25 protein-coding genes are annotated in these 24,315 nt (G+C 64.8%); 21 read left to right on the top strand and 4 right to left on the bottom strand.

Annotated features, from left to right (window positions below; translation table 11 throughout):
• Nucleotides 1–160 precede the first annotated feature (160 nt).
• The 9 genes from hisB to coaA all read left to right on the top strand — a co-directional run bounded on the left by hisB (nucleotide 161) and on the right by coaA (nucleotide 5,933).
• Complete coding sequence (gene hisB / locus CK230_RS21460) at nucleotides 161–757, top strand: imidazoleglycerol-phosphate dehydratase HisB (protein ID WP_095819131.1); 597 nt, start codon at nucleotides 161–163, stop codon at nucleotides 755–757.
• A gap of 3 nt (nucleotides 758–760) precedes the next feature.
• On the top strand, nucleotides 761–1,234 hold the full coding sequence (locus tag CK230_RS21455; protein WP_095819130.1) for a DUF2628 domain-containing protein: 474 nt from the start codon (nucleotides 761–763) through the stop codon (nucleotides 1,232–1,234).
• A gap of 1 nt (nucleotide 1,235) precedes the next feature.
• Entirely contained in the window at nucleotides 1,236–1,886 is a 651-nt protein-coding gene (gene hisH, locus CK230_RS21450) for an imidazole glycerol phosphate synthase subunit HisH (protein ID WP_095819129.1), read from the top strand.
• A gap of 2 nt (nucleotides 1,887–1,888) precedes the next feature.
• Entirely contained in the window at nucleotides 1,889–2,179 is a 291-nt protein-coding gene (locus CK230_RS21445; protein ID WP_095819186.1) for a DUF1330 domain-containing protein, read from the top strand.
• Nucleotides 2,180–2,181: 2 nt separating this feature from the next.
• A complete protein-coding gene (hisA, locus tag CK230_RS21440) occupies nucleotides 2,182–2,925 on the top strand; it encodes a 1-(5-phosphoribosyl)-5-[(5-phosphoribosylamino)methylideneamino]imidazole-4-carboxamide isomerase (RefSeq protein WP_095819128.1) in 744 nt (247 codons plus the stop codon).
• A complete protein-coding gene (locus tag CK230_RS21435) occupies nucleotides 2,925–3,764 on the top strand; it encodes an arginase family protein (protein WP_095819127.1) in 840 nt (279 codons plus the stop codon). Before hisA ends, CK230_RS21435 begins: the two co-directional genes overlap by 1 nt.
• Nucleotides 3,761–4,555: an imidazole glycerol phosphate synthase subunit HisF gene (hisF, locus tag CK230_RS21430; protein ID WP_176480166.1), complete on the top strand. Its 795-nt coding sequence runs from the start codon at nucleotides 3,761–3,763 to the stop codon at nucleotides 4,553–4,555. The genes CK230_RS21435 and hisF overlap by 4 nt, the downstream gene beginning before the upstream one ends.
• Before the next feature lie 71 nt (nucleotides 4,556–4,626).
• Nucleotides 4,627–4,950, top strand: coding sequence for a phosphoribosyl-ATP diphosphatase (locus tag CK230_RS21425; protein ID WP_095819125.1), 324 nt, complete (start codon nucleotides 4,627–4,629; stop codon nucleotides 4,948–4,950).
• Nucleotides 4,951–4,973: 23 nt separating this feature from the next.
• Entirely contained in the window at nucleotides 4,974–5,933 is a 960-nt protein-coding gene (gene coaA / locus CK230_RS21420; RefSeq protein ID WP_095819124.1) for a type I pantothenate kinase, read from the top strand.
• Nucleotides 5,934–5,974: 41 nt separating this feature from the next.
• Here the strand turns inward: coaA and CK230_RS21415 are convergent, their stop codons facing one another.
• Nucleotides 5,975–7,204 (bottom strand): glycosyltransferase family 87 protein, encoded by a 1,230-nt coding sequence (locus CK230_RS21415; RefSeq protein WP_095819123.1) that lies wholly within the window; start codon nucleotides 7,202–7,204, stop codon nucleotides 5,975–5,977.
• Between the two features lie 171 nt (nucleotides 7,205–7,375).
• Between CK230_RS21415 and CK230_RS21410 the strand changes: the two genes are divergently transcribed.
• The 3 genes from CK230_RS21410 to CK230_RS21400 are packed head-to-tail and all read left to right on the top strand — an operon-like array spanning nucleotide 7,376 to nucleotide 10,484.
• Nucleotides 7,376–8,413 (top strand): glycosyltransferase family 2 protein, encoded by a 1,038-nt coding sequence (locus tag CK230_RS21410; RefSeq protein ID WP_095819122.1) that lies wholly within the window; start codon nucleotides 7,376–7,378, stop codon nucleotides 8,411–8,413.
• A gap of 2 nt (nucleotides 8,414–8,415) precedes the next feature.
• Nucleotides 8,416–8,901 carry a GtrA family protein gene (locus tag CK230_RS21405; protein WP_095819121.1) on the top strand — a complete coding sequence of 162 codons (486 nt, stop codon included), beginning with the start codon at nucleotides 8,416–8,418 and terminating at the stop codon, nucleotides 8,899–8,901.
• Complete coding sequence (locus tag CK230_RS21400; protein ID WP_141246069.1) at nucleotides 8,898–10,484, top strand: hypothetical protein; 1,587 nt, start codon at nucleotides 8,898–8,900, stop codon at nucleotides 10,482–10,484. The genes CK230_RS21405 and CK230_RS21400 overlap by 4 nt, the downstream gene beginning before the upstream one ends.
• Here the strand turns inward: CK230_RS21400 and CK230_RS21395 are convergent.
• From CK230_RS21395 to CK230_RS21385, 3 genes are all read right to left on the bottom strand, one after another.
• Entirely contained in the window at nucleotides 10,451–11,107 is a 657-nt protein-coding gene (locus CK230_RS21395; protein WP_095819119.1) for an alpha-ketoglutarate-dependent dioxygenase AlkB, read from the bottom strand. The genes CK230_RS21400 and CK230_RS21395 overlap by 34 nt on opposite strands.
• 90 nt (nucleotides 11,108–11,197) lie before the next feature.
• Nucleotides 11,198–11,635, bottom strand: coding sequence for an alternative ribosome rescue aminoacyl-tRNA hydrolase ArfB (gene arfB / locus CK230_RS21390; protein WP_095819118.1), 438 nt, complete (start codon nucleotides 11,633–11,635; stop codon nucleotides 11,198–11,200).
• Nucleotides 11,636–11,713: 78 nt separating this feature from the next.
• Complete coding sequence (locus CK230_RS21385) at nucleotides 11,714–13,324, bottom strand: phosphoenolpyruvate carboxykinase (protein WP_095819117.1); 1,611 nt, start codon at nucleotides 13,322–13,324, stop codon at nucleotides 11,714–11,716.
• A 341-nt stretch (nucleotides 13,325–13,665) separates the two neighbouring features.
• On the opposite strand from CK230_RS21385, the gene CK230_RS21380 reads away from it, so the two are divergent.
• The 9 genes from CK230_RS21380 (at nucleotide 13,666) to CK230_RS21340 (ending at nucleotide 24,269) form a co-directional block, all read left to right on the top strand.
• Nucleotides 13,666–14,367: a response regulator transcription factor gene (locus CK230_RS21380; RefSeq protein WP_095819116.1), complete on the top strand. Its 702-nt coding sequence runs from the start codon at nucleotides 13,666–13,668 to the stop codon at nucleotides 14,365–14,367.
• Between the two features lie 152 nt (nucleotides 14,368–14,519).
• Entirely contained in the window at nucleotides 14,520–16,304 is a 1,785-nt protein-coding gene (locus CK230_RS21375) for a sensor histidine kinase (RefSeq protein WP_095819115.1), read from the top strand.
• Between the two features lie 13 nt (nucleotides 16,305–16,317).
• A complete protein-coding gene (locus CK230_RS21370; protein WP_095819114.1) occupies nucleotides 16,318–16,779 on the top strand; it encodes a serine kinase in 462 nt (153 codons plus the stop codon).
• 164 nt (nucleotides 16,780–16,943) lie between these two features.
• The gene (locus CK230_RS21365) at nucleotides 16,944–17,345 is read left to right on the top strand and encodes a PTS sugar transporter subunit IIA (RefSeq protein ID WP_027166957.1); all 402 of its coding nucleotides are present in this window, start codon (nucleotides 16,944–16,946) and stop codon (nucleotides 17,343–17,345) included.
• Nucleotides 17,342–17,638, top strand: a complete 297-nt coding sequence (locus CK230_RS21360; RefSeq protein WP_095819113.1) for an HPr family phosphocarrier protein — start codon at nucleotides 17,342–17,344, stop codon at nucleotides 17,636–17,638. Before CK230_RS21365 ends, CK230_RS21360 begins: the two co-directional genes overlap by 4 nt.
• A 165-nt stretch (nucleotides 17,639–17,803) precedes the next feature.
• The gene (ahcY, locus tag CK230_RS21355; protein ID WP_095819112.1) at nucleotides 17,804–19,204 is read left to right on the top strand and encodes an adenosylhomocysteinase; all 1,401 of its coding nucleotides are present in this window, start codon (nucleotides 17,804–17,806) and stop codon (nucleotides 19,202–19,204) included.
• Between the two features lie 190 nt (nucleotides 19,205–19,394).
• Entirely contained in the window at nucleotides 19,395–21,974 is a 2,580-nt protein-coding gene (locus tag CK230_RS21350) for a PAS domain-containing sensor histidine kinase (protein ID WP_095819185.1), read from the top strand.
• Nucleotides 21,975–21,984: 10 nt separating this feature from the next.
• Entirely contained in the window at nucleotides 21,985–23,496 is a 1,512-nt protein-coding gene (gene tsaE, locus CK230_RS21345) for a tRNA (adenosine(37)-N6)-threonylcarbamoyltransferase complex ATPase subunit type 1 TsaE (RefSeq protein ID WP_095819111.1), read from the top strand.
• An 11-nt stretch (nucleotides 23,497–23,507) separates the two neighbouring features.
• A complete protein-coding gene (locus CK230_RS21340; protein WP_095819184.1) occupies nucleotides 23,508–24,269 on the top strand; it encodes a nucleotidyltransferase family protein in 762 nt (253 codons plus the stop codon).
• The last annotated feature ends 46 nt before the right edge of the window (nucleotides 24,270–24,315 follow it).

Below are 24,315 nucleotides of genomic sequence, written 5' to 3'. Positions count from 1 at the left end.
GGATCGGCCATATGTATGCACATGGCGAACGATTGCAAACCGCCCCTCGGCCGAGGCCGATAGCGGCCGGAATGGAAACTGGCAATCGCCGGATCATGCTGATAGAAGGCTCTCGTTTTCAAGCCCCGGCGCCTCTAAACCAGGCAACAAGGACATAGCGATGACGCGTTCGGCCGAAGTCAGCCGCAAGACCAAGGAAACCGAGATTTCGGTTTCGGTCGATGTCGACGGCAAGGGCAAAGCCGACATTTCGACCGGCGTCGGCTTCTTCGACCATATGCTCGACCAGCTGTCGCGCCACTCGCTGATCGACATGACCATCAAGGCCAAGGGCGACCTGCATATCGACGACCACCACACCGTCGAGGACACCGGCATCGCCATCGGCCAGGCGCTGAGCAAGGCGGTGGGCGAACGGCGCGGCATCATGCGCTATGCCTCGATCGATCTTGCCATGGACGAGACGCTGACCAGGGCGGCGATCGACGTCTCCGGCCGGCCGTTCCTGGTCTGGAACGTCGCGTTCTCGTCGCCGAAGATCGGCACGTTCGACACCGAGCTGGTGCGCGAGTTCTTCCAGGCCCTGGCGCAGAATGCCGGCATCACGCTGCATGTGACCAACCACTACGGCGCCAACAACCATCATATTGCCGAGACCTGCTTCAAGGCCGTGGCGCGCGTGCTGCGGGCAGCACTCGAGCCAGATCCGCGCCAGCCGGATGCCGTGCCGTCCACCAAGGGATCCCTGAAAGGATAGGCTATGGCGATCTATGTCGTGATGGAGCCGCCGGCCGGCAAAAAAGCCGAGGACGTCCGTTTCGTGCGCGACAGCTTCACCTGGCTCGGTTTCCTGTTCTCGCCGCTCTGGCTCGCCTGGAACCGGCTGTGGATCGAGGCGGTGTTGGCCTTCGTCGTCATGGCGGTGCTGTCGGCGATCGGTGAGAGGCTCGGGCTCGAATGGGCCGGATCAATGCTGTCACTGCTGGTCTCGCTCTATGTCGGCTTCGAAGGCCAGGCCCTGCGCATCGCGACGCTGCGGCGGCGCGGCTGGCGCGAATGGGGCGCGGTCGAGGCCGGCAATCTCGCCGATGCCGAGATACGCTTTGCGGCGGAGGTCGATGACCATGAGGCAGAGCCAACGCCAATGCCGCGCATCATACCGGACGCGTCGCTGGCGCGCCCGCCGCAGACCGGCATGGCGCTGGGACTGACCCATACGCCTGGAAGGCCCTGACATGCGGGTAGCCATCATCGATTACGGCTCGGGCAATCTGCGCTCGGCCACCAAGGCTTTCGAGCGCGCGGCGCGCGAGGGAGGCATTGCCGCGACGATCGAGCTGACGGCCGATGCCGAGCGGGTGCGGTCCGCCAACCGCATCGTGCTGCCGGGTGTCGGCGCTTATGCCGACTGCGCCGCCGGCCTGCACGCGGTGCCAGGCATGTGGGAGGCGGTTGAGGAAGCGGCAATCGCCAAGGGGCGGCCGTTCCTCGGCATCTGCGTCGGCATGCAACTGATGTCGCAACGCGGGTTGGAAAAGACCATCACCAAGGGCCTTGGCTGGATCGCCGGCGACGTCAAGGAGATCCAGCCCTCCGACCCAACGCTGAAGATCCCGCAGATCGGCTGGAACACGATCGAGCTTACGCGCGAGCACCCGCTGTTTTCCGGCATCGAGACCGGACCGAAAGGGCTGCATGCCTATTTCGTCCACTCTTACCATCTTGAGGCGAAGGACCCTGACGAGGTGCTGGCGACAGCCGACTATGGCGGCCCGGTGACGGCCGCGGTCGCCCGCGACAACCTCGCCGGCACGCAGTTCCATCCCGAGAAGAGCCAGGCGCTCGGCCTGGCTTTGATCACCAACTTCCTGAAATGGAGGCCCTGAAAATGAGCAGGAAGGGCTATTGGATGGCGATGATCGATGTTCGCGATCCGGACGTCTACAAGCAGTATATCGAAGCGAATGCCGTCGCTTTCGCGAAATACGGCGCGAAATTCCCGATCCGTGCGGGCCGCTACGAGAGTCCGGAAGGACCGACCGGCAACCGTCACGTGCTGGTGGAGTTCGAGTCCTACGACAGGGCGATCGAATGCTATCATTCGCCTGAATATCAGCACGCCTCGAAATTCCGGCTTGCCGCTTCGACCGGCCATTTCGTCATCGTCGAGGGTGCCTGACCGTGATCCTGTTTCCGGCAATAGACCTCAAAGACGGCAAGTGCGTGCGCCTGAAGCACGGCGACATGGCCACCGCCACCATCTACAATGACGACCCCGCCGCGCAGGCCAAGGCTTTCGAGGACCAGGGCTTCGAGTGGCTGCATGTCGTCGACCTCAACGGCGCCTTCAAGGGCCAGAGCGTCAACAGTGCAGCGGTCGGGGCCATCCTCAAGGCAACGAAGAACCCGGTGCAGCTCGGCGGCGGCATCCGCACCTTGCCGCAGATCGAAGACTGGCTGGACCGGGGCCTGACGCGCGTCATCCTCGGCACCGTGGCGGTGCGCGAACCCGAACTCGTCAAGGAAGCGTGCAAGGCTTTTCCGGGAAAGATCGCGGTCGGCATCGACGCGAAGGGCGGCAAGGTCGCAGTGGAAGGCTGGGCCGAGGCTTCCGAGCTCGGCGTCATCGAGCTCGCCAGGAAATTCGAGGGCGCCGGCGTGGCCGCCATCATCTACACCGACATCGACCGCGACGGCGTGCTGACCGGCATCAACTGGGATTCGACCATTGATCTCGCGGAGGCGGTTTCCATTCCCGTGATCGCATCTGGCGGCCTCGCATCGATTGCCGACATCGTGCGCATGACCATGCCCGATGCAAAGAAACTGGAAGGCGCGATCTCCGGCCGCGCCCTATATGACGGACGTATCGACCCGGCCGAGGCGCTGGCGATCCTGCGCGGCGAGCGGGCGGAGGCAGAATAGTGAACATTTCGATCATCCTGGCATCCTATGACAGCGGCCATTTCCACAGCGGCTGCGGCCAGGGTCCGGACGCGCTGATTTCCGGCGGATTGGCCGATGCGCTGAGGCTTGCCGGTCACGACGTCGAGGTGAACGACATCGGCAAGGTGGTCGAGGACGAAGAAGAGCGCGAGATCGGCACCGGCTTTGCCGTCTGCAACGCCGTTTCAGGCGAAGTCCGCATGGCGCTGGACAAGAAGCGGTTTCCGATCGTGCTGGCCGGTAACTGCCTGACCGCCGCCGGCGCCGTGGCAGGCGCCGGCGCCGACGCCATCATCTGGGCCGACCAGCATGGCGACCTCAACACGCCGGAGACCACCACAACGGGCTTCCTCGACGGCATGGCGCTGGCCACCGTGCTCGGCCTCTGCTGGCGGCGGATGGCGAACCAGATCCCTGGCTTCAAGCCGGTCGATCCGTCGCGCAGCGTCCTGGTCAACGCGCGCGACCTCGACGCCGCCGAAAGAGAACTGCTGGAAAAGCTGCCGATCGTCCGGACCGAATGCCCGGACTGGAAGAGCGCGGCGCAGAGACTGAAGACTGACGGCGCGCGCCAGGTCCACATGCATGTCGATCTCGACGTGCACGATCCCGAGAAGCTGCAGGCCAACCGCTACACCACGCCCCGCGGCCCGGCGCCGGAGCAGGTGCGCACGGCGATGTGCGGCCTCGCCGGCCCGCTCACCATCGCCGGGCTCACCATTTCCGCCTACGATCCGGCCTTCGACCCCAAGGGCGACGTGCCGCCGCTTGTCGGCGAGCTGGTGGTCGACCTGCTGTCCACCCTGGAAGGCAAGTGATGCTGAAAGCCCGCGTCATCCCCTGCCTGGACGTCAAGAACGGCCGCGTGGTCAAGGGCGTCAATTTCGTCGACCTCATCGATGCCGGCGATCCAGTCGAAGCCGCCAAGGCTTATGATGCCGCGGGCGCCGACGAACTCTGCTTCCTCGACATCACCGCATCGTCGGACAATCGCGAGACGATCTTCGACGTCGTCGCCCGGACGGCCGAGCAATGCTTCATGCCGCTCACCGTCGGCGGCGGCGTGCGCCAGGTGGCCGACATCCGCAAGCTGCTTCTGGCCGGCGCCGACAAGGTGTCGATCAACACGGCGGCGGTGAAGAACCCGGATTTCGTCGCGGAAGCCGCCGACAAGTTCGGCAACCAGTGCATCGTCGTGGCCATCGACGCCAAGAAGGTGTCGGCAGCCGGCGAGGCGGACCGCTGGGAGATCTTCACCCATGGCGGGCGCGAGAAGACGGGCATCGACGCCGTCGACTTCGCCGCACGCATGGTCGATCGCGGCGCCGGCGAGATCCTGCTCACCTCGATGGACCGCGACGGCACGAAGGCCGGCTACGACATCGCGCTGACCCGCGCCGTCGCCGACGCGGTGCGCGCGCCGGTGATCGCTTCGGGCGGCGTCGGAACGCTCGATCACCTGGTCGAAGGCATACGCGACGGGCATGCGGGTGCCGTGCTTGCCGCCTCGATCTTCCATTTCGGTACCTACTCGATCGCCGAGGCCAAGGCATATATGGCCAGGGCCGGCCTGCCGATGCGGCTGGACTCGGCCGTCCATCGGGCTTAAAGCATGGTCCTGGAAGGTGGGGACTGGTTTTCGGAAAAGATCATGCTTAAACAAGCAGATAGATGACTGCTATGGCTCAATTTTCGCTCGCCGAGCTGGAAACGATCATCCACCAACGCGCCCATTCCGGCGACCCGGATTCATGGACCGCGAAACTGTTCGCCAAGGGCATGGACAAGGCGGCGCAGAAGCTCGGCGAAGAGGCGGTCGAGAGCGTAATCGCCGCCGTCAAGGGCGATAAGAAAGCCCTCGTTTCGGAAAGCGCCGATCTTATATATCATTGGCTTGTCGTCCTCGGCATCGCGGGCATTCCTCTGGACGACGTGCTCAAGGAGCTCGAGGGCCGTACCGGCAGCTCGGGTATCGCCGAAAAGGCAGCCCGGTCAGAGGGTTGACCGGCAGGAGGGCAGGAAACTCGATGGACCAGCTTGCTCCTACCGAGAAATATTCCCCCTATCGTTTCTTTTCCGCCGAGCAATGGTCGCAGTTTCGCGCCGACACGCCGCTGACACTGACCGGGGACGAGATCGATCGCCTGCGTTCGCTGAACGACCCGGTCGACCTCGAAGAGGTCAAGCGCATCTATCTTTCGCTGTCGCGCCTGCTGTCGGCGCATGTCGAGGCGAGCCAGTTGCTGTTCCGGCAGCGCCAGGCCTTCTTCAAGGTGCAGGACATCGTCAAGACGCCTTTCATCATCGGCATCGCCGGCTCGGTCGCGGTCGGCAAGTCGACCACGGCGCGCGTGCTGAAGGAGCTGCTGGCGCGCTGGCCGTCGAGCCCCAAGGTCGATCTCATCACCACCGACGGCTTCTTGTTGCCCAACGAGATCCTGCGCCGAGAGAACCTCATGGAGCGCAAGGGATTTCCCGAGAGCTACGATGTCGGCGCGCTGCTGAGATTCCTGTCCGGCATCAAGTCGGCGCAAAGCAGCGTCCAGGCGCCGGTCTATTCGCATTTGACCTACGACGTCATTCCGGGCGAATTCGTGACCATCGACCGTCCCGACATCCTGATCTTCGAAGGCATCAACGTGCTGCAGCCGGGCAAGCTGCCGAAGGACGGCAAGATAGTGCCGTTCCTGTCCGACTTCTTCGACTTCGCCATCTATATCGATGCCGACGAGAAGCTGATCCACCAGTGGTACATCCAGCGCTTCATGCGGCTGCGCGAGACCGCCTTCCGCAATCCGGACTCCTTCTTCCACCGCTATTCGCAGCTTTCCGAGGATGCCGCGCGCGCCATCGCCGAGGGGCTGTGGGCCAATATCAACCTGAAGAACCTGCGCGAGAACATCCTGCCGACCAGGGCGCGCGCCGACCTCATCCTGCGCAAGGGCGCCAACCATTTGATCGAGGAAGTGGCGCTGAGGAAGCTTTGATCGGGGCTGAGACGCGTCGCTTGATGACGCCGCCCAATCGACTACGCCGCTGACGGCTCCCGGCGCGGCTGCGCTCCACGGCTTCGCACCCATATCCAGAAAAACATCCAGCCGGCAAGAAACGACGGCACCAGCACGCCGATGTGCAAACCGGCATTGTTGAGGATATGCGCGACGAACGCGTAGAGCCAGCAGATCGCGAGGGCGACACGGGGCGGTCTCGAAACCGTCGTCCACAGCAGGGCAACCGCCACCGCCACAGCGATCGTGTCGTAGGTATAGCCATAGGGTGTGGCGAGGATCGCAAGAACCGCGGTGAGCACGACCTTTTCACGATGCTCCGCCTGCCGGCCCGGCCGCCAGAGCCAGACGACGGCGCCGATGGCGGCAATCGTGGCAATCGCCTGCAGGCCATAAGCAGCCGGGACACCAAGGCCGAGCGCCCGTGCCGTGAAGAAAACGGTTATGGCATTGGCGTGGTAGTGCTGGGGGAAGGGTGCTTCCATGATCCCGGTCATCAGCGGCCGGGTTTGCGTGTAAAACAGCGACCAGACATCGAAGCCGAAAGACAGGCCCGTGGCCGCCGCCACGAGAGCCGTTGTCACAGCGGCCGCGGCGATCGCTCGCCAATTGCCGCCGGCGAGCAGGCAGAACGGGACGAGGATGCCAAGATGCGGCTTGATCGTCAGCAGGCCGAACAGGATCCCCGCCAACACCGGGCGCCTTGGCGCCGCCGCGAGGCCGCCGATCAGCAAGGCGGTCGTCAGCGCGCCGTTCTGGCCGAAGACTGCGTCCCAGATGACGGCGGGGCTCAAGACAACCGCCAGTTCGGCGGCTCCTCCCAGCTTCAGGGGCCGGACCGCCAGCCACAGACACAGAACGGTGCCAAAGGTCCACACCAGATAGGCGGGGAATATCGGGAGCGTCGCGAGCGGCGCACCGATCAGCAGGATGCTCGGCGGATAGCTCCATTCCTGGTTTGGGAGATCCGGCCCGAACATGCCACGGAGCGCCGCCCGGTAGGCGTCGACGTCGAACAGCGCGTCGACATGGCCGTCGAGCGCCAATCGCCCACCGGCCCAGAGATTGCTGAAATCCCAGTAAGGCAGCGTCTTCGAGAGCGCCGACAGGCCGTCCGGGCCAATGGTCCACAATCTGCGCAGGTAGAAGTCCGCCATGCCGAAAGCGACAATCGACACCATGGTGACGATGGCCACGTCAAAGAGGCTTCGCGACCTGATCCGGCTTGATTGCATGGCGACCTCGGTCATGGAGCCTGTTTAGCCTTGCGCCCTTAAGATCGCGTTGCCGGCACCGGCCGCAGCGCCCCTCCATCGGGCAAGGCGACGTCGCCCGTCCCTCGTATCCGATAAGTTAACGGCACCTTAGGCAAATCCCATTAGCTTTCACTCCCAACTCCAGCGGGTGCTCGGGAGGCATCGGTGATCAATGCGGGCAATGCCGAGAGCCGCAAGGCCCCGGTCTATTCACTCGTCATTCCGATCTTCAATGAAGAGGCGGTGCTGCCGCTGCTGGTGCGCCGGGTCACAAACCTGCTCGATACGCTGGATGCGAGCGCCGAAGCCATTTTCGTCGACGACGGCAGCCGGGACACCAGCGTCATCTTCCTGCGCGGCATGGCCGCCGAGGAACCACGCTTCAAACTGATCGAACTGTCACGCAATTTCGGCCACCAGATCGCGATCACCGCCGGCATGGACGCGGCCGCGGGCGATGCCGTCATCGTCATGGACGCCGACCTCCAGGATCCGCCTGAAGTGGTGCTCGATCTCATCGCCAAATGGAAGGAAGGCTACGAGATCGTCTATGCCCGCCGCATCAAGCGCGAGGGCGAGACGCTGCTCAAACGGCTGACCGCCAGCCTGTTCTATCGCGTGCTGGAGCAGATGACCTCCGTCACCATCCCGCGCGACGTCGGCGACTTCCGCCTCGTCGGGCGCAAGGCGTTGGAAACCTTCAAGCGCATGCCGGAGCGGGACCGTTTCGTGCGCGGCATGTTCGGCTGGATGGGCTTCAAGCAGGCCGAGGTGGCGTTCGAGCGGCCGGTGCGGGCGGCCGGCGAAACCAAATACCCGTTCTGGAAGATGGTGCGGCTGGCGGTGCACGGCATCGTCAGCTTCTCCGACAAGCCGCTGCGGCTGGCCCTGTGGGGCGGCATCGCCGTTTCCGGCGCCGCTGCCTTGCTCGGCTGCTACGCCTTGTTCTCCTGGCTGTTCGTCAGCGGCACCGTCCACGGCTGGACGTCGACGGTAGTCATCATCTCCTTCCTGTCGGGCATCAACCTGTTCATGACCGGCGTGATCGGCCTCTATGTCGGAGGCATCCACGCGGAGGTGAAACGGCGGCCGCTCTATGTGGTCGAGCGGCTGACCGGTTTTGAGGAAGCGATCGCCGCGATGAGCCGCTCCGACGCAACGACGGGCAGGCAGCCCGCGTCGCTCGAACGCCGGTTCGGCTGACCGTGCGGCAACCTGCGACCGACCCCGAAGCGATCCTTGACAGGGCCGACGATATGCCGTTCGCGGGTGGTTGGTTCATCGCCTGGGCCATGGGCCATTCGGAGTCCGCCCGCATCCTGCGATTCGCTGCGATCGGCGGCGTGTCGACATTGATCTATGCGGTGCTCACGCTGGCGCTTTCGGACCGACACAGCCTCGGCATACCGGTGACGATTGCCTCGATGGCGGGCTACGGCGCCGGCGCCGTGTTTTCCTATTGCGGGCATCGTTTCGTGACATTCATGTCGGATGGCGCGGTCGGCTTCGAGATCCCGCGCTTCGCCGTGGCCACCGCCATCGGGTTCCTGTTCTCGCTGGCGCTCGCCGCAGTACTCACCGATGTTGCCGGGCTTTCGCCCTCGGTACCGGTGGCGCTGTCCTCGATCCTGGTGCCGGCGCTGAATTTCGTGTTGCTTCGGAAATTCGTTTTCGTGGCGGCCAGCCCATGAGCATGTCGGAACAGGTCGCGACTGCAACGCCGGACGATGCCATGGCGGGGGTCTCCCTCCTGTCCGCGCGAACGCACCATGTCGGGTCTGTCGCCACTTTTGTCATTCTCCTGGCCATCGCTGTCCTATGGCAGGTGCGCTGGGGAACGATCCCCGACACGAGTTGGCTGATCATCATCTGCGAGCGCGTGCTTTCGGGCGAGCGGCTCTATACGCAGGTGCGCGAGGTCAATCCTCCCTTCAGCGTATGGCTCTATCTGCCGCCGGTGGCCATAGCCAGGATCCTCGGCCTGGCGCCGGAAATGCTTATCCAAGCCTGGACTTACCTCATTGCGCTGACCGGTGTCTGGTTTTCCGGCGCGATCGTCAGACGAGCGGGATTTCCCGAGAGGGCCAGCCTGTCCGCTCTCGGACCGGCCTTTTACGCAGTGCTGGTGATCTTCCCCGGCAACGTCTTCAGCCAGCGCGAGCACCTCGGCGTCGCGCTTTTCATGCCTTTGCTGGCGCTTCATGCCTGGCGGGCGCGCAAGGACGCCGAGGCCAAGCCGGGCGCCGCCATAGCGGCTTCTGCCGGCCTTTGCGGAAGCGTCTTGCTGCTGGTCAAGCCCTACTATGCGGTGATGGTGCTGGCCTCGGCCTTGGTTGTCGCTGCGCATCGGCGCAGCCTGAAACCGATCTTCGCGCTGGAGCACTGGGTCATCGGCGGCATTTGCGTCGCCTATCTGGTCGCCGTCCTCCTCGTCTATCCGGAATTCCTGCGCGACGTTTACCCGCTGCTGGTGGAGCTTTACGCGAAAAGCAGCGTCTCCGCGCATGTCATGGCCTATTACGGCTGCGCCTGGCTTTTCATGGGGTTCCTCGCGTTGTGGTGCTGGCCGGTCGGCCGGTTCCCGGAACTGGCCGCCGTAACGCTGGCGGCATCGGCGGCGGCCCTGGTGCCGCTCTTCTATCAAGCCAAGGGCTGGCCCTATCACGCTTATCCCGCGCTTTCGCTGGCTGTCGCGGCCAATCTCTGCCTGCTTGCCCTGCCACGGATGAAACGCCAATCGGCGGGACTGCTCTCCTATCTGGCGTATCCGCCGCCGGCACTGCTGTCGCTTGCGATCATGACCGCGTTTGTCTTGAACTGGGTCACGCAAAAGCCGGACAGCGCATTGGTGAACACCATTCGCGCGGCTGTGTTCGAACCAACCGTCGCCACCATCAGTCCGGATCTGGATACGGCACATCCGCTGAGCCGCATGATCGGGGGGCGATATGTTTCAGCCGGAGCCAACGATTGGGTCGGGCAAGATGCAACGACGCTCTACGTGCAAGCCACCCGCAGCGGCGACACTGCCAGCGCGGCGCGTTACGAGGCGATCATGACGCGCTACGCCGAAGAAAAGCGCCAGGCGTTCGACCGCCTCCGTCCGGATCTCATCATCTTCAAGAAGGACGACGGCCCCTGGACACACCGGTTGATCGAGCGTTTCGGCTTCGATCGCTTCCTGGCCGGCTATCGCGTGCTCTTCGAACGAGGCCGCCTGCGTATCTATCTGCGCAACGACTATGCAAGGCCCGATCGGCCCTCGGCAGGCTGAACAGCCTCCGCCGGCATCGTGACCCGCCGCAGAGTCAGATTGATGCGGCCGCCATTCTTCAGGAGGGCCGATGTCGCGGGATAGATGCGGTCGACGCCATGGAAGGCGAGGCGCCCCTCTCCGCCGAGCACGACAACGTCGCCGCTCTTCAGCCTGAACGATTTGGTGCCGCCTTCCCGCGTGCTCTGGCCGACCCGGAACAGGCAGTCGTCGCCCAGCGAGACCGACACAACGGGTGCGTCAAAATCCTGCTCGTCGCGGTCCTGGTGCAGGCCCATTTTGGCATCCGCCGCATAGAAGTTGACAAGGCAGGCCTCGGGCGGATGCGGGTAGGCCGCGACCTCGCGCCACAATTGCAGTAGCGCCTCGGGGATCGGCGGCCAAGGCTCGCCCGTCACCGGATGCGTCGGCTGGTAGCGATAGCCGCGCTCCTTGTCGGTCACCCAGCCGAGCGCGCCGCAATTGGTCATGCGCACGCTCATCTCCTTGCCGGTGCGCGGCATGGCGGCCACGTAGAGGGGCGCCGCCTGCACGACGCGCCTTATTTCCTCGACCAGCGCTTCCTGGGCGGGGCGAGCAATGTAGCCCGGCATATGGCGGACGCCTTTGGGCAGAACGAGCATGGATCGATCCGATCAATTGGCCCGAGAGCATGCCACCGAAGGAACAGTTCCGCGACCCGAAAACGGCCGCTCGCTTCCGGCATGCTGTTCTCAGTCGCTGTCGACCCGACCCCGCAGCTTCTTCACCGTCGACCGGCCTGCCTTGCTCTTGAGGCGGCGCTCCACGGCGCCTTTGGACGGCCTGGTCTTCTTGCGCGGTGGCGGTGGCGGCTCGGCCGCCTTGGCGACCAGCGCGGTCAGGCGCGCCCGCGCGTCGGCGCGGTTCTGCTCCTGGGTGCGGAACCGGCCGGCCTCGATGACGATGACGCCGTCCTTGGTGGCGCGCTGGCCGGCAAGCTTGATCGCGCGGGCGCGGACCCGCTCGCTAAGGCCCGAAGCGTTCGCCGCGTCGAAGCGCAACTGCACGGCGGTGGCCACCTTGTTGACGTTCTGGCCGCCCGGACCGGAGGATCGGATGAAATCCTCGTGCAGGTCGCCCGGACGGATAACCGCTTCGCCTGAGATAATGATGTCGTCGTCGCTCGCCATGCACGCACTCATGACGCGACGGCCGCAAAAAGAAAAGGCCCGGCGCAAGCCGAGCCCTGGGAAGAAAGATGCCTGCGATTATTCGGCCGCTTCCTGCAGGCGAGGAGCCGCGCCCATGACCGTTGCATCGACATGCTTCTCGAACTTCTCGAAATTGACCGCGAACATGCCGACCAGCTTTGCCGCCTGGCGGTCATAAGCCGCCTTGTCGGCCCAGGTCGAGCGCGGGTCGAGGATGGCGCCGTCGACGCCCGGAACCGCCACCGGCACCTCGAAGCCGAAATTGGCGTCCGTGCGGAACTCGGCCGACTTCAAGGAACCGTCGAGCGCGGCGCCCAGAAGAGCGCGCGTCACCTTGATCGGCATGCGACGGCCGGTGCCGTAGGCGCCGCCGGTCCAGCCGGTGTTGACCAGCCAGCAATCGACCTTGTGCTCGGCGATCAGCTCGCGCAGCAGATTGCCGTATTCCGAGGGATGGCGCGGCATGAAGGGCGCGCCGAAGCAGGTCGAGAAGGTCGCTTCCGGCTCAGTGACGCCCTTTTCCGTGCCGGCGACCTTGGCGGTGTAACCGGAAAGGAAGTGATACATCGCCTGCGCCGGGGTCAATTTCGCGATCGGCGGCATCACGCCGAAAGCGTCGGCGGTCAGCATGATGATGTTCTTCGGATGGCCGGCGCGGCCGGTCTTCGAGGCGTTGGGGATGAAGTCCAGCGGATAGGCGCAGCGCGTGTTCTCAGTGAGGCTGCCATCGTTGAAATCCGGCACGCGGCCGGCATCGAGCACGACATTCTCCAGCACCGTGCCGAAGCGCTGCGTGGTGGCGAAGATTTCCGGCTCGGCCTCGGCCGACAGCCTGATGGTCTTGGCGTAGCAGCCGCCCTCGAAATTGAAGATGCCGTGCGGACCCCAGCCATGCTCGTCGTCGCCGATTAGCGTGCGCGACGGATCCGCGGAAAGGGTCGTCTTGCCGGTGCCGGACAGGCCGAAGAAGACGGCCGCGTCGCCGGCCGGGCCTTCATTGGCGGAGCAGTGCATGGGCATCACGCTCTTTTCCGGCAGCAGGTAGTTCAGCATGGTGAACACCGACTTCTTCATCTCGCCGGCATAGGACGTGCCGCCGATCAGCACGATCTTGCGGATCAGATCGACCGCGATCACCGTTTCGGCGCGGGTGCCATGACGCGCCGGATCGGCGCGAAAGGACGGCAGGTCGATGATCGTCATGTCGGGGAGGAAGCGCTCGACTTCGGCGGCTTGCGGGCGGATCAGCAGGTTGCGGATGAAAAGCGAGTGCCAGGCGTATTCGGTGATGACCCGGGTCGGCAGCTTGAGGTCGGCGTCTGCGCCGCCAACCAGGTCCTGGACATAGAGATCCTTGTCCGCCGCATGGGCACGGAAATCGGCAAACAGCGCCTCGAACTGGGCGGGCGAGATCGCCTTGTTGTTGTCCCACCAGATATGCGGTTCAGTCGCCTCGTCGCGGACAACGAATTTGTCCTTCGGCGAACGCCCGGTGTGCTGGCCGGTCTCGGCGACCAGCGCGCCCTGCGCGGTCAGCCTTGCCTCGCAGCGCCGGATCGCTTCCTCGTAGAGTTCGGCCGCGCCGAAATTGTAGCGCACCACGCCCGTGGTCTTCAGACCGATCGCGTCAATAGCGCAGTCGGGGTTGCGTTTGCCGGCTTCCGACATCAAATTTCCTCTCTGGATTTGGCCGCATGTGACGGGTGATTTCCCGCAGCCCGCGCCGGGGCTGTCAGGTTCAGAACCAGAAAAGCCGAATGATATCAAATCATTAATCGATTTAAAAAATTTGAAAGTTGTTTAAATCGTTTATATGTGCAAAAAATCACGGAGGTTGCACAAAGGATTGGCAGACTTCAATCGTCCAATCCCGATATAGGTGCGATGGTGTGTAGCGGCAGGCCGCCCGTGACTTCGGACAGGGCCCGTGCCACATTTTGTACCCAATTTGTCCTGCAAAAGCCCCTTCTCGACGACAGAAGGGACAGCTCATGAGGGAGCCGCTTGAAATGGCAACAATCGCGCTTGTCGACGACGACCGCAACATTCTGACCTCGGTGTCGATCGCGCTCGAGTCCGAGGGCTATCGGGTCGAAACCTACACCGACGGAGCGTCGGCGCTGGAGGGCCTGGCGGCGCGGCCGCCGAACCTCGCCATCCTCGACATCAAGATGCCGCGCATGGACGGCATGGAACTGTTGCGCCGCATGCGGCAGAAATCCGACCTGCCGGTCATCTTCCTGACGTCGAAGGACGACGAGATCGACGAATTGTTCGGCCTCAAGATGGGCGCCGACGACTTCATCCGCAAACCCTTCTCGCAGCGGCTCCTGGTCGAGCGCGTGCGGGCGGTGCTGCGCCGGACCAGTGCCCGCGAGGCGGCGGCCAAGGCGCCCGCCCAGCAGGCCCGCTCGCTCGAACGCGGCCAGCTGGTAATGGACCAGGAACGCCATACCTGCACCTGGAAGGGCGAGCCGGTGACGCTGACGGTGACCGAATTCCTCATCCTGCATTCGCTGGCGCAGCGCCCCGGCGTGGTGAAAAGCCGTGATGCGCTGATGGATTCGGCCTATGATGAGCAGGTCTATGTCGACGACCGCACCATCGACAGCCACATCAAGCGGCTGCGCAAGAAGTTCAAGGCCGTCGACGACGACTTCGAGATGATCGAAACCCTTTACGGAGTCGGGTACCGGTTCCGCGAGGCATGAATAGGCAGTAGTGAGTAGGCAGTAGGGAATAGTCGGTAGTCAGTCTTGAATAGTGCGAGCGGCCGGTTACGGCAGCCGCGGTCCCGGCCAGCCACTTCTCTATTCCCTACTGCCTACTCACCACTCACTAATTAACCAGGGCCTGCTATTCGATGGCAGTGGAAGTAGAGCGAGGCAGACGGGCGGGCGCGGCTAGGCGTCCGCCGCGGATCGTGCCCGCCTTCGTGTCGAGAATCACGGTGCCGATGCGCCGGTTTCTCGGCCATCACATCTTCTCCAGCCTGACGCGGCGCATCCTGTTCCTCAACCTGGCCGGCCTTGCCGTGCTGGTCACCGGCATCCTCTACCTCAACACCTTCCGCGACGGCCTGATCGACGCCCGCGTCGAGAGCCTGATGACGCAGGGCGAAATCATCGCCGGCGCGATCGCCGCCTCGGCGACGGTGGAAACCGATTCGATCAGCATCGACCCGGAAAAGCTGCTCGAGCTGCAGGCCGGCGAGAGCCTGGGGCCGGGATCGGACCAGCTCGACAATCTGGACTTCCCGATCAACCCCGAGCGCGTCGCGCCGGTGCTGAGACGACTGATTTCGCCGACGCGCACCCGCGCCCGCATCTATGACCGCGACGCGAACCTCCTGCTCGATTCCCGGCATCTTTATTCGCGCGGCCAGATCCTGCGCTACGACCTGCCGCCCGTCGACGACGAACAGCCCGGCCTCGTGGAGCGGGTCGAGAAGTTCATCTTCGACTTCTTCCGCAACAAGGACCTGCCTGTCTATCACGAGCAGCCCGGCGGCAATGGCGCGGCCTTTCCGGAGGTGGTCAAGGCGCTGACCGGCAGCCCTTCTACCATCGTGCGGGTGAGCGAGCAGGGCGAGCAGATCGTCTCCGTCGCGGTGCCGATCCAGCGTTTTCGCGCCGTGCTGGGCGTCTTGATGCTGTCCACCGAGGGCGGCGACATAGACAAGATCGTCGCGGCGGAGCGCAAGGCGATCCTGCGCGTGTTCGGTGTCGCGGCGCTGGTCACCGCGATCCTGTCGATGCTTCTGGCGTCGACCATTGCCAACCCGCTGCGGCGGCTTTCGGCCGCGGCCGTCAGGGTGCGGCGCGGTGTCAAGAACCGCGAGGAAATTCCGGACTTTTCCGACCGGCAGGACGAGATCGGCAATTTGTCCATCGCCGTGCGCGACATGACGAATGCGCTTTACGCGCGCATCGAGGCGATCGAAAGCTTTGCCGCCGACGTCTCGCACGAATTGAAGAACCCGCTGACATCGCTGCGCAGCGCCGTCGAGACACTGCCCTTGGCGAAGAACGACACGTCTCGCGCGCGTCTGATGGAGATAATCCAGCACGACGTGAAGCGGCTCGACCGGCTGATCACCGACATCTCCGACGCCTCCCGTCTCGATGCGGAGCTCGCGCGTGAGGACGCCGGAACCGTGGACCTGAAGAAGTTCATCACCGATCTGGTCGCGGTCTCGCGCGAGACCACGCGCAACAAGAAGGCCGTCGAGATCGAGCTCAAGGTCGCCAAGCTGCCGGCCGGCGCCAAGGGCTATTTCGTCGTCGGCCATGATCTGAGGATCGGCCAGGTCATCACCAACCTGATCGAGAACGCACGCTCCTTCGTGCCCGACGAGCACGGCCACATAGCGATCTCATTGGCGCGCGCCGGCAAGTTCAACATTGTCACCGTCGACGACAACGGCCCGGGTATCCGGGCCGAGAACATCGACCGCATCTTCGAGCGCTTCTACACAGACCGGCCGGCCGGCGAGGCGTTCGGCCAGAACTCCGGCCTCGGGCTGTCGATCAGCCGCCAGATCGTCGAGGCGCATGGCGGTACGCTGACGGCCGAGAACATCCCCGGCACCAAGCCCGGCGAGATCAAGGGCGCGCGCTTCGTGGTGACGCTGCCGGCGGAAGGCTGACGCCAGGCCGAACATGCCAGACACTGCTGCGAAGCCTCGGAACATCCATGGGACGGCCCTCCTGATCGGCGAGCGCGGCGTGCTGATCACCGGGCCGTCGGGCACCGGCAAGACGACGCTGGCGCTTGCGCTGATCGATCATTGCCGCGCCAGCGGAATGTTTTCCCGTCTGGTCGGCGACGACCAGCTGTTCGCCACCGCGCGTGGCGGCCGGCTGGTGTGCCGCGTGCCGCCAACCATCGCCGGCCTTTGCGAGGTGCACGGCATCGGGCCGCGGCCGTTGGCCTTCGAGCCGGCCGCCGTGATCGACCTTGTCGTTCGGCTGGTCGAGCCGACCGCTATGGCGCGGCTGCAGGACGAAGCCACCGAGACGATCGAGGGTTGCCGGCTGCCCCGCATCGACATCGCCCGACAAAATGTCACCGCCGCGCTGCCGATGTTGATGGCGCGGCTGCCGATCCCGCCTTTTTCATGATCCGGCCCGGGTTTTTTGCTGCGATGCGTCAAAATGGCCCAAGCCGCCGCAATTTTGGGCTTGTCAACCGGCCGCGCGTCGACAAGATAGCGCTCCCGCCGCCTGGAATGGCTGGCGAACATAATATACGCCTGTGAAGCGGCGATGACGGGAGCCACCAGAGAATGATCGGACTCGTGCTCGTGACGCACGGTCAACTCGCCACCGAGTTCCGGCATGCCGTAGAACATGTCGTCGGGCCGCAGGACAATTTCGAGACCGTGGCCATCGGCGCCGACGACGACATGGAGCAGCGCCGGGCCGACATTGTCGATGCGGTGGCGCGCGTCGATACGGGCGCCGGCGTCATCGTGCTCACCGACATGTTCGGCGGCACGCCGTCCAACCTGGCCATCTCGGTGATGGAATCCGGCCGCACCGAAGTCATCGCCGGCATGAACCTGCCGATGCTGATCAAGCTCTCCTCGATCCGCAAGGGCGACAACATGGCCGCCGCGCTCGACGAAGCGCAAGCCGCGGGCCGCAAATACATCAACGTCGCCAGCCAGCTCCTGAGCAGCAAATGAACGCATCGGCGCCGCAGACGGACGAGGTTGTGCGGGAGTTCCCGATCATCAATCAGCGCGGCCTGCATGCGCGCGCTTCGGCGAAATTCGTCCAGGTCGCCAGCGGCTTCAATGCCACCATCCATGTCGAGAAGGACGGCGTGAAGGTGGGCGGCACCTCGATCATGGGCCTGATGATGCTGGCGGCGAGCCCGGGCTATTCGATCCGCGTCATCGCCAGCGGCCCGGAAGCCGTGCCTGCCATGGACGCGCTGGAGCAGCTGGTCGCCTCGCGCTTCGGCGAGGAAATCTAGTCCCCGGCCTCACATTCCGCGCGTCCAAGACATGCGCGCATAAAGATTTCTTTATGTCCCATTGTCGGATGGCGACCGATCTGCTAGTCAGGCCGGCAACCGCGCCCTCCCACGCGTCTCCCGGCGCCGGCGCGCCTTTGAGAAAAATCACACCGGAGCACTGCCATGACGGGTAGCAAGGACTATGTGGTCGCCGACATCTCGCTTGCCGGCTGGGGCCGCAAGGAGATCGAGATCGCCGAAACCGAAATGCCGGGCCTGATGGCCTGCCGCGAGGAGTTCGGCGCCAAGCAGCCGCTGAAGGGCGCGCGCATCACCGGCTCGCTGCACATGACCATCCAGACCGCGGTTCTGATCGAGACGCTGAAGGCGCTGGGCGCCGACATCCGCTGGGCCTCGTGCAACATCTTCTCCACGCAGGACCACGCCGCCGCGGCAATCGCCGAGGCCGGCATTCCGGTGTTCGCCGTCAAGGGCGAGTCGCTCCAGGATTACTGGGACTTCACCGACCGCATCTTCCAGTGGACCGATGGCGGCACCTCCAACATGATCCTGGACGACGGCGGCGACGCCACCATGTACATCCTGCTCGGCGCGCGCGCCGAGGCTGGCGAGGACGTGCTGTCCAATCCCGGCAGCGAGGAGGAAGAGATCCTGTTCGCGCAGATCAAGAAGCGCCTGAAGGCTTCGCCCGGCTTCTTCACCAAGCAGCGGGAAGCGATCCGTGGCGTCACCGAGGAGACCACCACGGGCGTCAACCGTCTCTATCAGCTGCAGAAGAAGGGCCTGCTGCCCTTCCCGGCGATCAACGTCAACGACTCCGTCACCAAGTCGAAGTTCGACAACAAATATGGCTGCAAGGAATCGCTGGTCGACGGCATCCGCCGCGGCACCGACACGATGATGGCCGGCAAGGTCGCGGTGGTTTGCGGCTATGGCGACGTCGGCAAGGGCTCGTCCGCCTCGCTGCGCGGCGCCGGCGCCCGCGTCAAGGTCACCGAGGTCGACCCGATCTGCGCGCTGCAGGCAGCGATGGACGGCTATGAGGTAGTGACGCTGGAAGACGCCGCCCCCACCGCCGACATCGTCATCACCACCACCGGCAACAAGGATGTCGTCACGCTCGACCACATGCGCGCGATGAAGGACATGGTGATCGTCGGCAATATCGGCCACTTCGACAACGAGATCCAGGTGGCGGCGCTGCGCAATTTGAAATGGACCAACGTCAAGCCGCAGGTCGACCTGATCACCTTCCCGGACGGCAAGCGGATGATCCTTCTCTCCGAAGGACGCCTGCTCAACCTCGGCAACGCCACCGGGCACCCGAGCTTCGTGATGTCGGCCTCGTTCACCAACCAGGTGCTGGCGCAGATCGAGCTTTTCACCAAGCACGGCCAGTACCAGAACCAGGTCTATGTGCTGCCCAAGCATCTCGACGAGAAGGTGGCGCGGCTGCATCTCGACAAGCTCGGCGCCAAGCTGACCGAGCTCTCCGGCGAACAGGCTGCCTATATCGGCGTGACCCCGCAGGGCCCGTATAAGCCGGAACACTACCGCTATTAACCAAAGCGAAATTATCTACCAGATATTGAAGCCGGGTGGTTGACTTTCCGCCCGGCTTTATTTTTTGCGCCAATGATTCTTCACGCCGATTCCGGCAGGCGTTATTGTTGTGATTCGCGGTCCGGGGACATGTTGGGCCGGGGACGCATTCAGGGCGGTCTTGCATTCAAGCGGCGAAGAGGACCAAGACATGCCGGGGGATTACCCGCCAAGCGCGGGAAAGGCCGTTTCCGGCGGCCATAAGGATTCGAACGAAGCCGGCCGCGCGGTGAACGGCGGCGGATTTCGCGCCCGCCTGCGGCCGGCCCTGCTTCTTGCCACCTCGGCGCTTGCCAGTCCGCTGCTCGCGGTTGCCGCGCGCGCCAACACAAGCCTTCCGGCAAAAACCGCGGCGCCGGTCAGCACCGTCGAGGTCATGCAGCTCGCCATGTTCGTCGGCGTCATGGGCGCGGCACTTGTCTCGGCCATCTTCCTGATCCGCGAGCGCGCGCGCACCGCCGCGCAGAATGCCCAGCTCAGGACCCGCATCGCGGACGTCAACGCGGCGCTGCAGCGCTCCGAGGCGCTGCTCAACCTGCGCGATCAGCGGCTGATCGTCTGGGCCACGGACAACAAGAAACCCGAGCTCATCGGCAGCCTTCCTTTGGAAAGCGGCGCGCCCGAGGACAGGTCCGCCTTCCTCGCCTTCGGCCGCTGGCTGATGCCGCGCTCGGCGGCGGCGTTGGAGCACGCGGTCGCCGCGCTGCGCGAGCAGGCGAAGGCCTTCGATCTGGTCATAGAGACGCAGGCCGGCGTGCCGCTGGAAGTGCATGGCCGCAAGAGCGCGGCGCATGTGCTGGTGCGCTTCGTCTCGCTGTCGGAGACGCTGCGCAGCCAGGCCAGGCTGAAGATCGAGAACCAGCGGCTCAGCGCCGATTACGACACCATGGTCGGTCTGCTCGACGCGCTGAAGATGCCGGCATGGCTGCGCGCGGCGGACGGCCGATTGCAATGGGTCAACCGCGCCTATGCCGAGGCGGTGGAGGCCGAAAGTCCGGCCGCCGCCGTGCGCGAAGCCAAGGAGTTCCTCGGCGGCCAGGCGCGCGAGCAGATCGCCGAGCAGCACAAGACGCGCCCCGTCTTCGAACAGACGCTTTCCACCGTGATCGAGGGCGACCGCCGCATGTTCGCGGTCACCGACTTTGCCGGCGCCGACGGCTCGGCGGGGCTTGCCTGCGACACAAGCGCGGCCGAAACGATCCGCGCCGAATATGAGCGGACCGTGCGCAGCCATGCCGACACGCTCGACCAGCTGAACACCGCGGTGGCGATCTTCGACACCGACGAGAAGCTGCGCTTCTTCAACCAGGCCTTCCAAAAACTCTGGGGGCTCGATTCGGGCTTCCTGCTCAGCGCGCCTTCCAACACGCTGCTGCTCGACCGGCTGCGCTCGGAAGGCAGGATCGCCGAGCAGCCGGAATGGCGGCGCTGGAAGGAAAACCTGCTCAGCGCCTATCGCGCCGTCGAGTCGCAGGAGCACTGGTGGCACCTGCCGGACGGCAAGACGATCCGCGTGGTGGCGAACCCGCAGCCGAAGGGCGGCGTCACCTGGGTGTTCGAGAACCTGACCGAGAAGATGGACCTCGAAAGCCGCTACCAGACCGCCGTGCGGGTGCAGGGCGAGACGCTGGACAACCTCGCCGAAGGCGTCGTCGTGTTCGGTCCGGACGGGCGGCTGCGCCTGTCCAACCCGGCCTTCGTGGCGCTGTGGGGGCTGATGGCGGAAGCGGTCAAGCCGAATGTCCATGTCTCGGCGATCCGCGACCTGTGCGACCAGCGCGCCGCGAACAGCCCGTGGGGCGGCTTCGTCGCCGCGGTCACCGGCTTCGACGACGAGCGCCGCGACCGCCGCGGCCAGATCGAACTCGTCGACGGCAACGTGCTGAGCTACGCGGTGATCCACCTGCCCAACGGCCAGGTGATGATCACCTTCGTCGACGTCACCGACACCGTCAATGTCGAGCGGGCGCTGAAGGACAGGAACGAAGCGCTGGAGAAATCCGACCAGCTGAAAAACGAATTCGTGCAGCACGTGTCCTATGAGCTGCGCTCGCCGCTGACCAACATCATCGGCTTCACCGAGTTGCTGTCGCTGCCCGGCACCGGGCCGTTGACGCCGAAGCAGCGCGAATATGTCGAGTATGTCGGCTCGTCGTCATCGGTGCTGCTCACCATCGTCAACGACATTCTCGACCTGGCCACCGTAGACGCCGGCATCATGCAGCTCGACATTTCCGAGATGAACATCGACCGGACGATCGCCGCGGCGGCCGAACTGGTCGCCGACCGGCTGGACGAGCACCGGATCAAGCTCGCGATCGACGCGACGGAGGCGCCGGCGAGCTTCCACGGCGACGAGACCCGCATCCGCCAGATCCTCTACAACCTGCTCAGCAACGCGGCGAACTACGCACCGGAGGCAAGCACGATCCGGCTGACCTGCCGGCGGCTGGCCGACGGCGTCGAGTTCTCGGTGCATGATGACGGCCCCGGCATGCCGCCGGACGTGCTGGAGTCGGTCTTCCGCCGCTTCGAGCCGCGCGCCAATGGCGGGCGGCGGCGTGGCGCGGGGCTCGGGCTCTCGATCGTCAAGAGCTTCGTCGAACTGCATGGCGGAACCGTGCGCATCGAGACCGGCCAGGACAGGGGCACCACGGTGATCTGCACCTTCCCGGACAAGCCTTCCGGAATCCCGGATACGCCCGCGGGCATCCGCGACGCGGCCGAGTAGCGCAGCCTATATGGAAGGGATGGTGCTGGAGCGTTTTCTCGCCGACGAGGCGGCAACGGCAAGGCTTGGCGAGGACCTCGCCATGGCATTGCGCGCCGGCGACGCGATCGCGCTCAAAGGCGATCTCGGCGCCGGCAAGTCGACGCTGGCCCGCGCGCTGATCCGGGCGCTCGCCGATGATAGCGGTCTCGAAGTGCCGAGCCCGACCTTCACGCTGGTGCAGAGCTACGAGACGCGCGTTCCAGTGCATCATTTCGATCTCTACCGCCTTTCCGCGCCGGACGAGCTCGACGAGCTCGGCCTCGACGATGCGCTCAGCCAAGGCGCGGCGCTGATCGAGTGGCCGGAACGGGCCGGGGATCGATTGCCCGCGAATGCGCTGTGGGTCGATCTCGCCGAACATGGCGAAGGCCGCGTGGCGAGATTGTCCGGACAGGGACCGGCCTATGATCGCGCGGCACGATCGCTGGCGATGCGCGATTTCCTGGCGTCGGCCGGTTGGGGTGAAGCCAGCCGACGCCATTTCGTCGGCGACGCTTCCGCCCGCTCCTACGAGATCGTCTCATTGCCTGGCCAGGCGCCGCGCGTGCTGATGAACTCGCCACGCCTGGTGCTCGGCCCGCCGGTGCGCGACGGCAAGCCCTATGCGGTGATCGCCCACACGGCGCAATCCGTCGCTGCCTTCGTCGCCATAGACAAGGCGCTGCTCGCCGCTGGCGTCAGCGTGCCGGTGATCCATGCCCAGGACCTCGACCAGGGTTTTCTGCTCCTCGAGCATCTCGGTTCGGAAGGTTTCTTGAGCAGCGACGGCCAGCCCATCGCCGAACGCTATGAAGCGGCGGCCGAGCTGCTGGCCATGATGCATGGCAAGGCCTGGCCCACGCGCATGGAAGCGGCGCCCGGCGTGTTTCACGACGTGCCGCCTTTCGATCGGGACGCCATGCTGATCGAGGCCGATCTTCTGGTCGACTGGTATGTGCCGTGGATTACCGGCGAACCGCCGAGCGACGCCTTGCGGGCCGGCTATCACAAGGAATGGAACGCGGTGCTCGACCGCCTCGCGGGCAGCGAATACACGCTGATGCTGCGCGATTTCCATTCGCCCAACATCATTTGGCGCGCGGAGCGGTCCGGCCTCGACCGGCTCGGCATCGTCGACGTGCAGGACGCGCTGATCGGGCCGGCGGCCTATGACGTCGCCTCCTTGGCCATGGATGCGCGCGTCACCGTCTCGCCGGAGATCGAGCGGCGGACGGTGGCCGCCTATGTCGCTGAGCGGCATGCCGCCGGCGCCTTCGACGAGGCTGCTTTCGCCGAGGCCTATGCAATCATGGCGGCGCAGCGTAATTCGAAGATCCTCGGCATCTTCGTGCGGCTCGAAAAGCGCGACGGCAAGCCTTACTATCTGAAACACCTGCCGCGCATCCGCGACTATCTGAGGCGGGCGCTGGCGCATCCGGCGCTTGCCAGCCTGAAGGAATTCTACATGGCCCACGGCCTGCTCGAGGAACGGGTCCCATGAAGCCCCCAGCCATGACGCCGAAGACCGCTATGGTGCTGGCGGCCGGACTCGGCAAGCGCATGCGACCGATCACCGACACGATGCCGAAGCCGCTGGTGAAGATCGCCGGCAAGTCCTTGCTCGACTGGGGGCTGGACAGCCTGGAAGCCGCCGGCATCGCCAAGGCCGTCGTCAATGTGCACTATCTGCCCGAGCAGATCGTCGCCCATGTCGCCGGACGCAGAGCGCCGAAGATCGTCATCTCCGACGAGCGCGAGGCGCTGCTGGAATCGGCGGGCGGCATCGTCAAGGCGCTGCCGCTTCTGGGCAGCGAGCCCTTCTACATCATCAACGCCGATACGTTCTGGATCGACAGCGGCCAGCCCAGCCTCGAGCGCCTTGCCCTTGCATGGGACGCCGCCAGAATGGATATTCTGCTGATGCTTACCGATCTCGACTCAGCGACCGGGCACTGCGTCGGCACCGATTTCCTGGTTGCCGCCGATGGATCTCTACGGCGCTCGAAGGGTGATCCGACCGGCCTGATCTATGCCGGCGCCGCCATCATCCATCCGCGCATCTTCGAGGATGCGCCCGCCGGCTCCCATTCGCTCAATGTCTATTTCGACAAGGCTATCGCCGCCGGCCGCCTGTTCGGCATGAAGATGCACGGACGCTGGATCACCGTCGGCACGCCCGACGCCATTCCGGCGGCTGAAGCAGCCGTGGCCGGCGCGCTCGCATCCGCATCGGCCCGAAAATCGGCTTCGATTTTCGGAAAGCACGATGCGTAGAGTCAAAGGGTTAGATCGTCCTTTGTGCGCCCAAACGGACGCACGG

This window comes from Mesorhizobium sp. WSM3859 (assembly GCF_002295065.1).
Taxonomy (GTDB): domain Bacteria; phylum Pseudomonadota; class Alphaproteobacteria; order Rhizobiales; family Rhizobiaceae; genus Mesorhizobium.
Note: the sequence above shows the minus strand (reverse complement) of the source record. Positions and strands in the feature narration are given on the sequence as shown.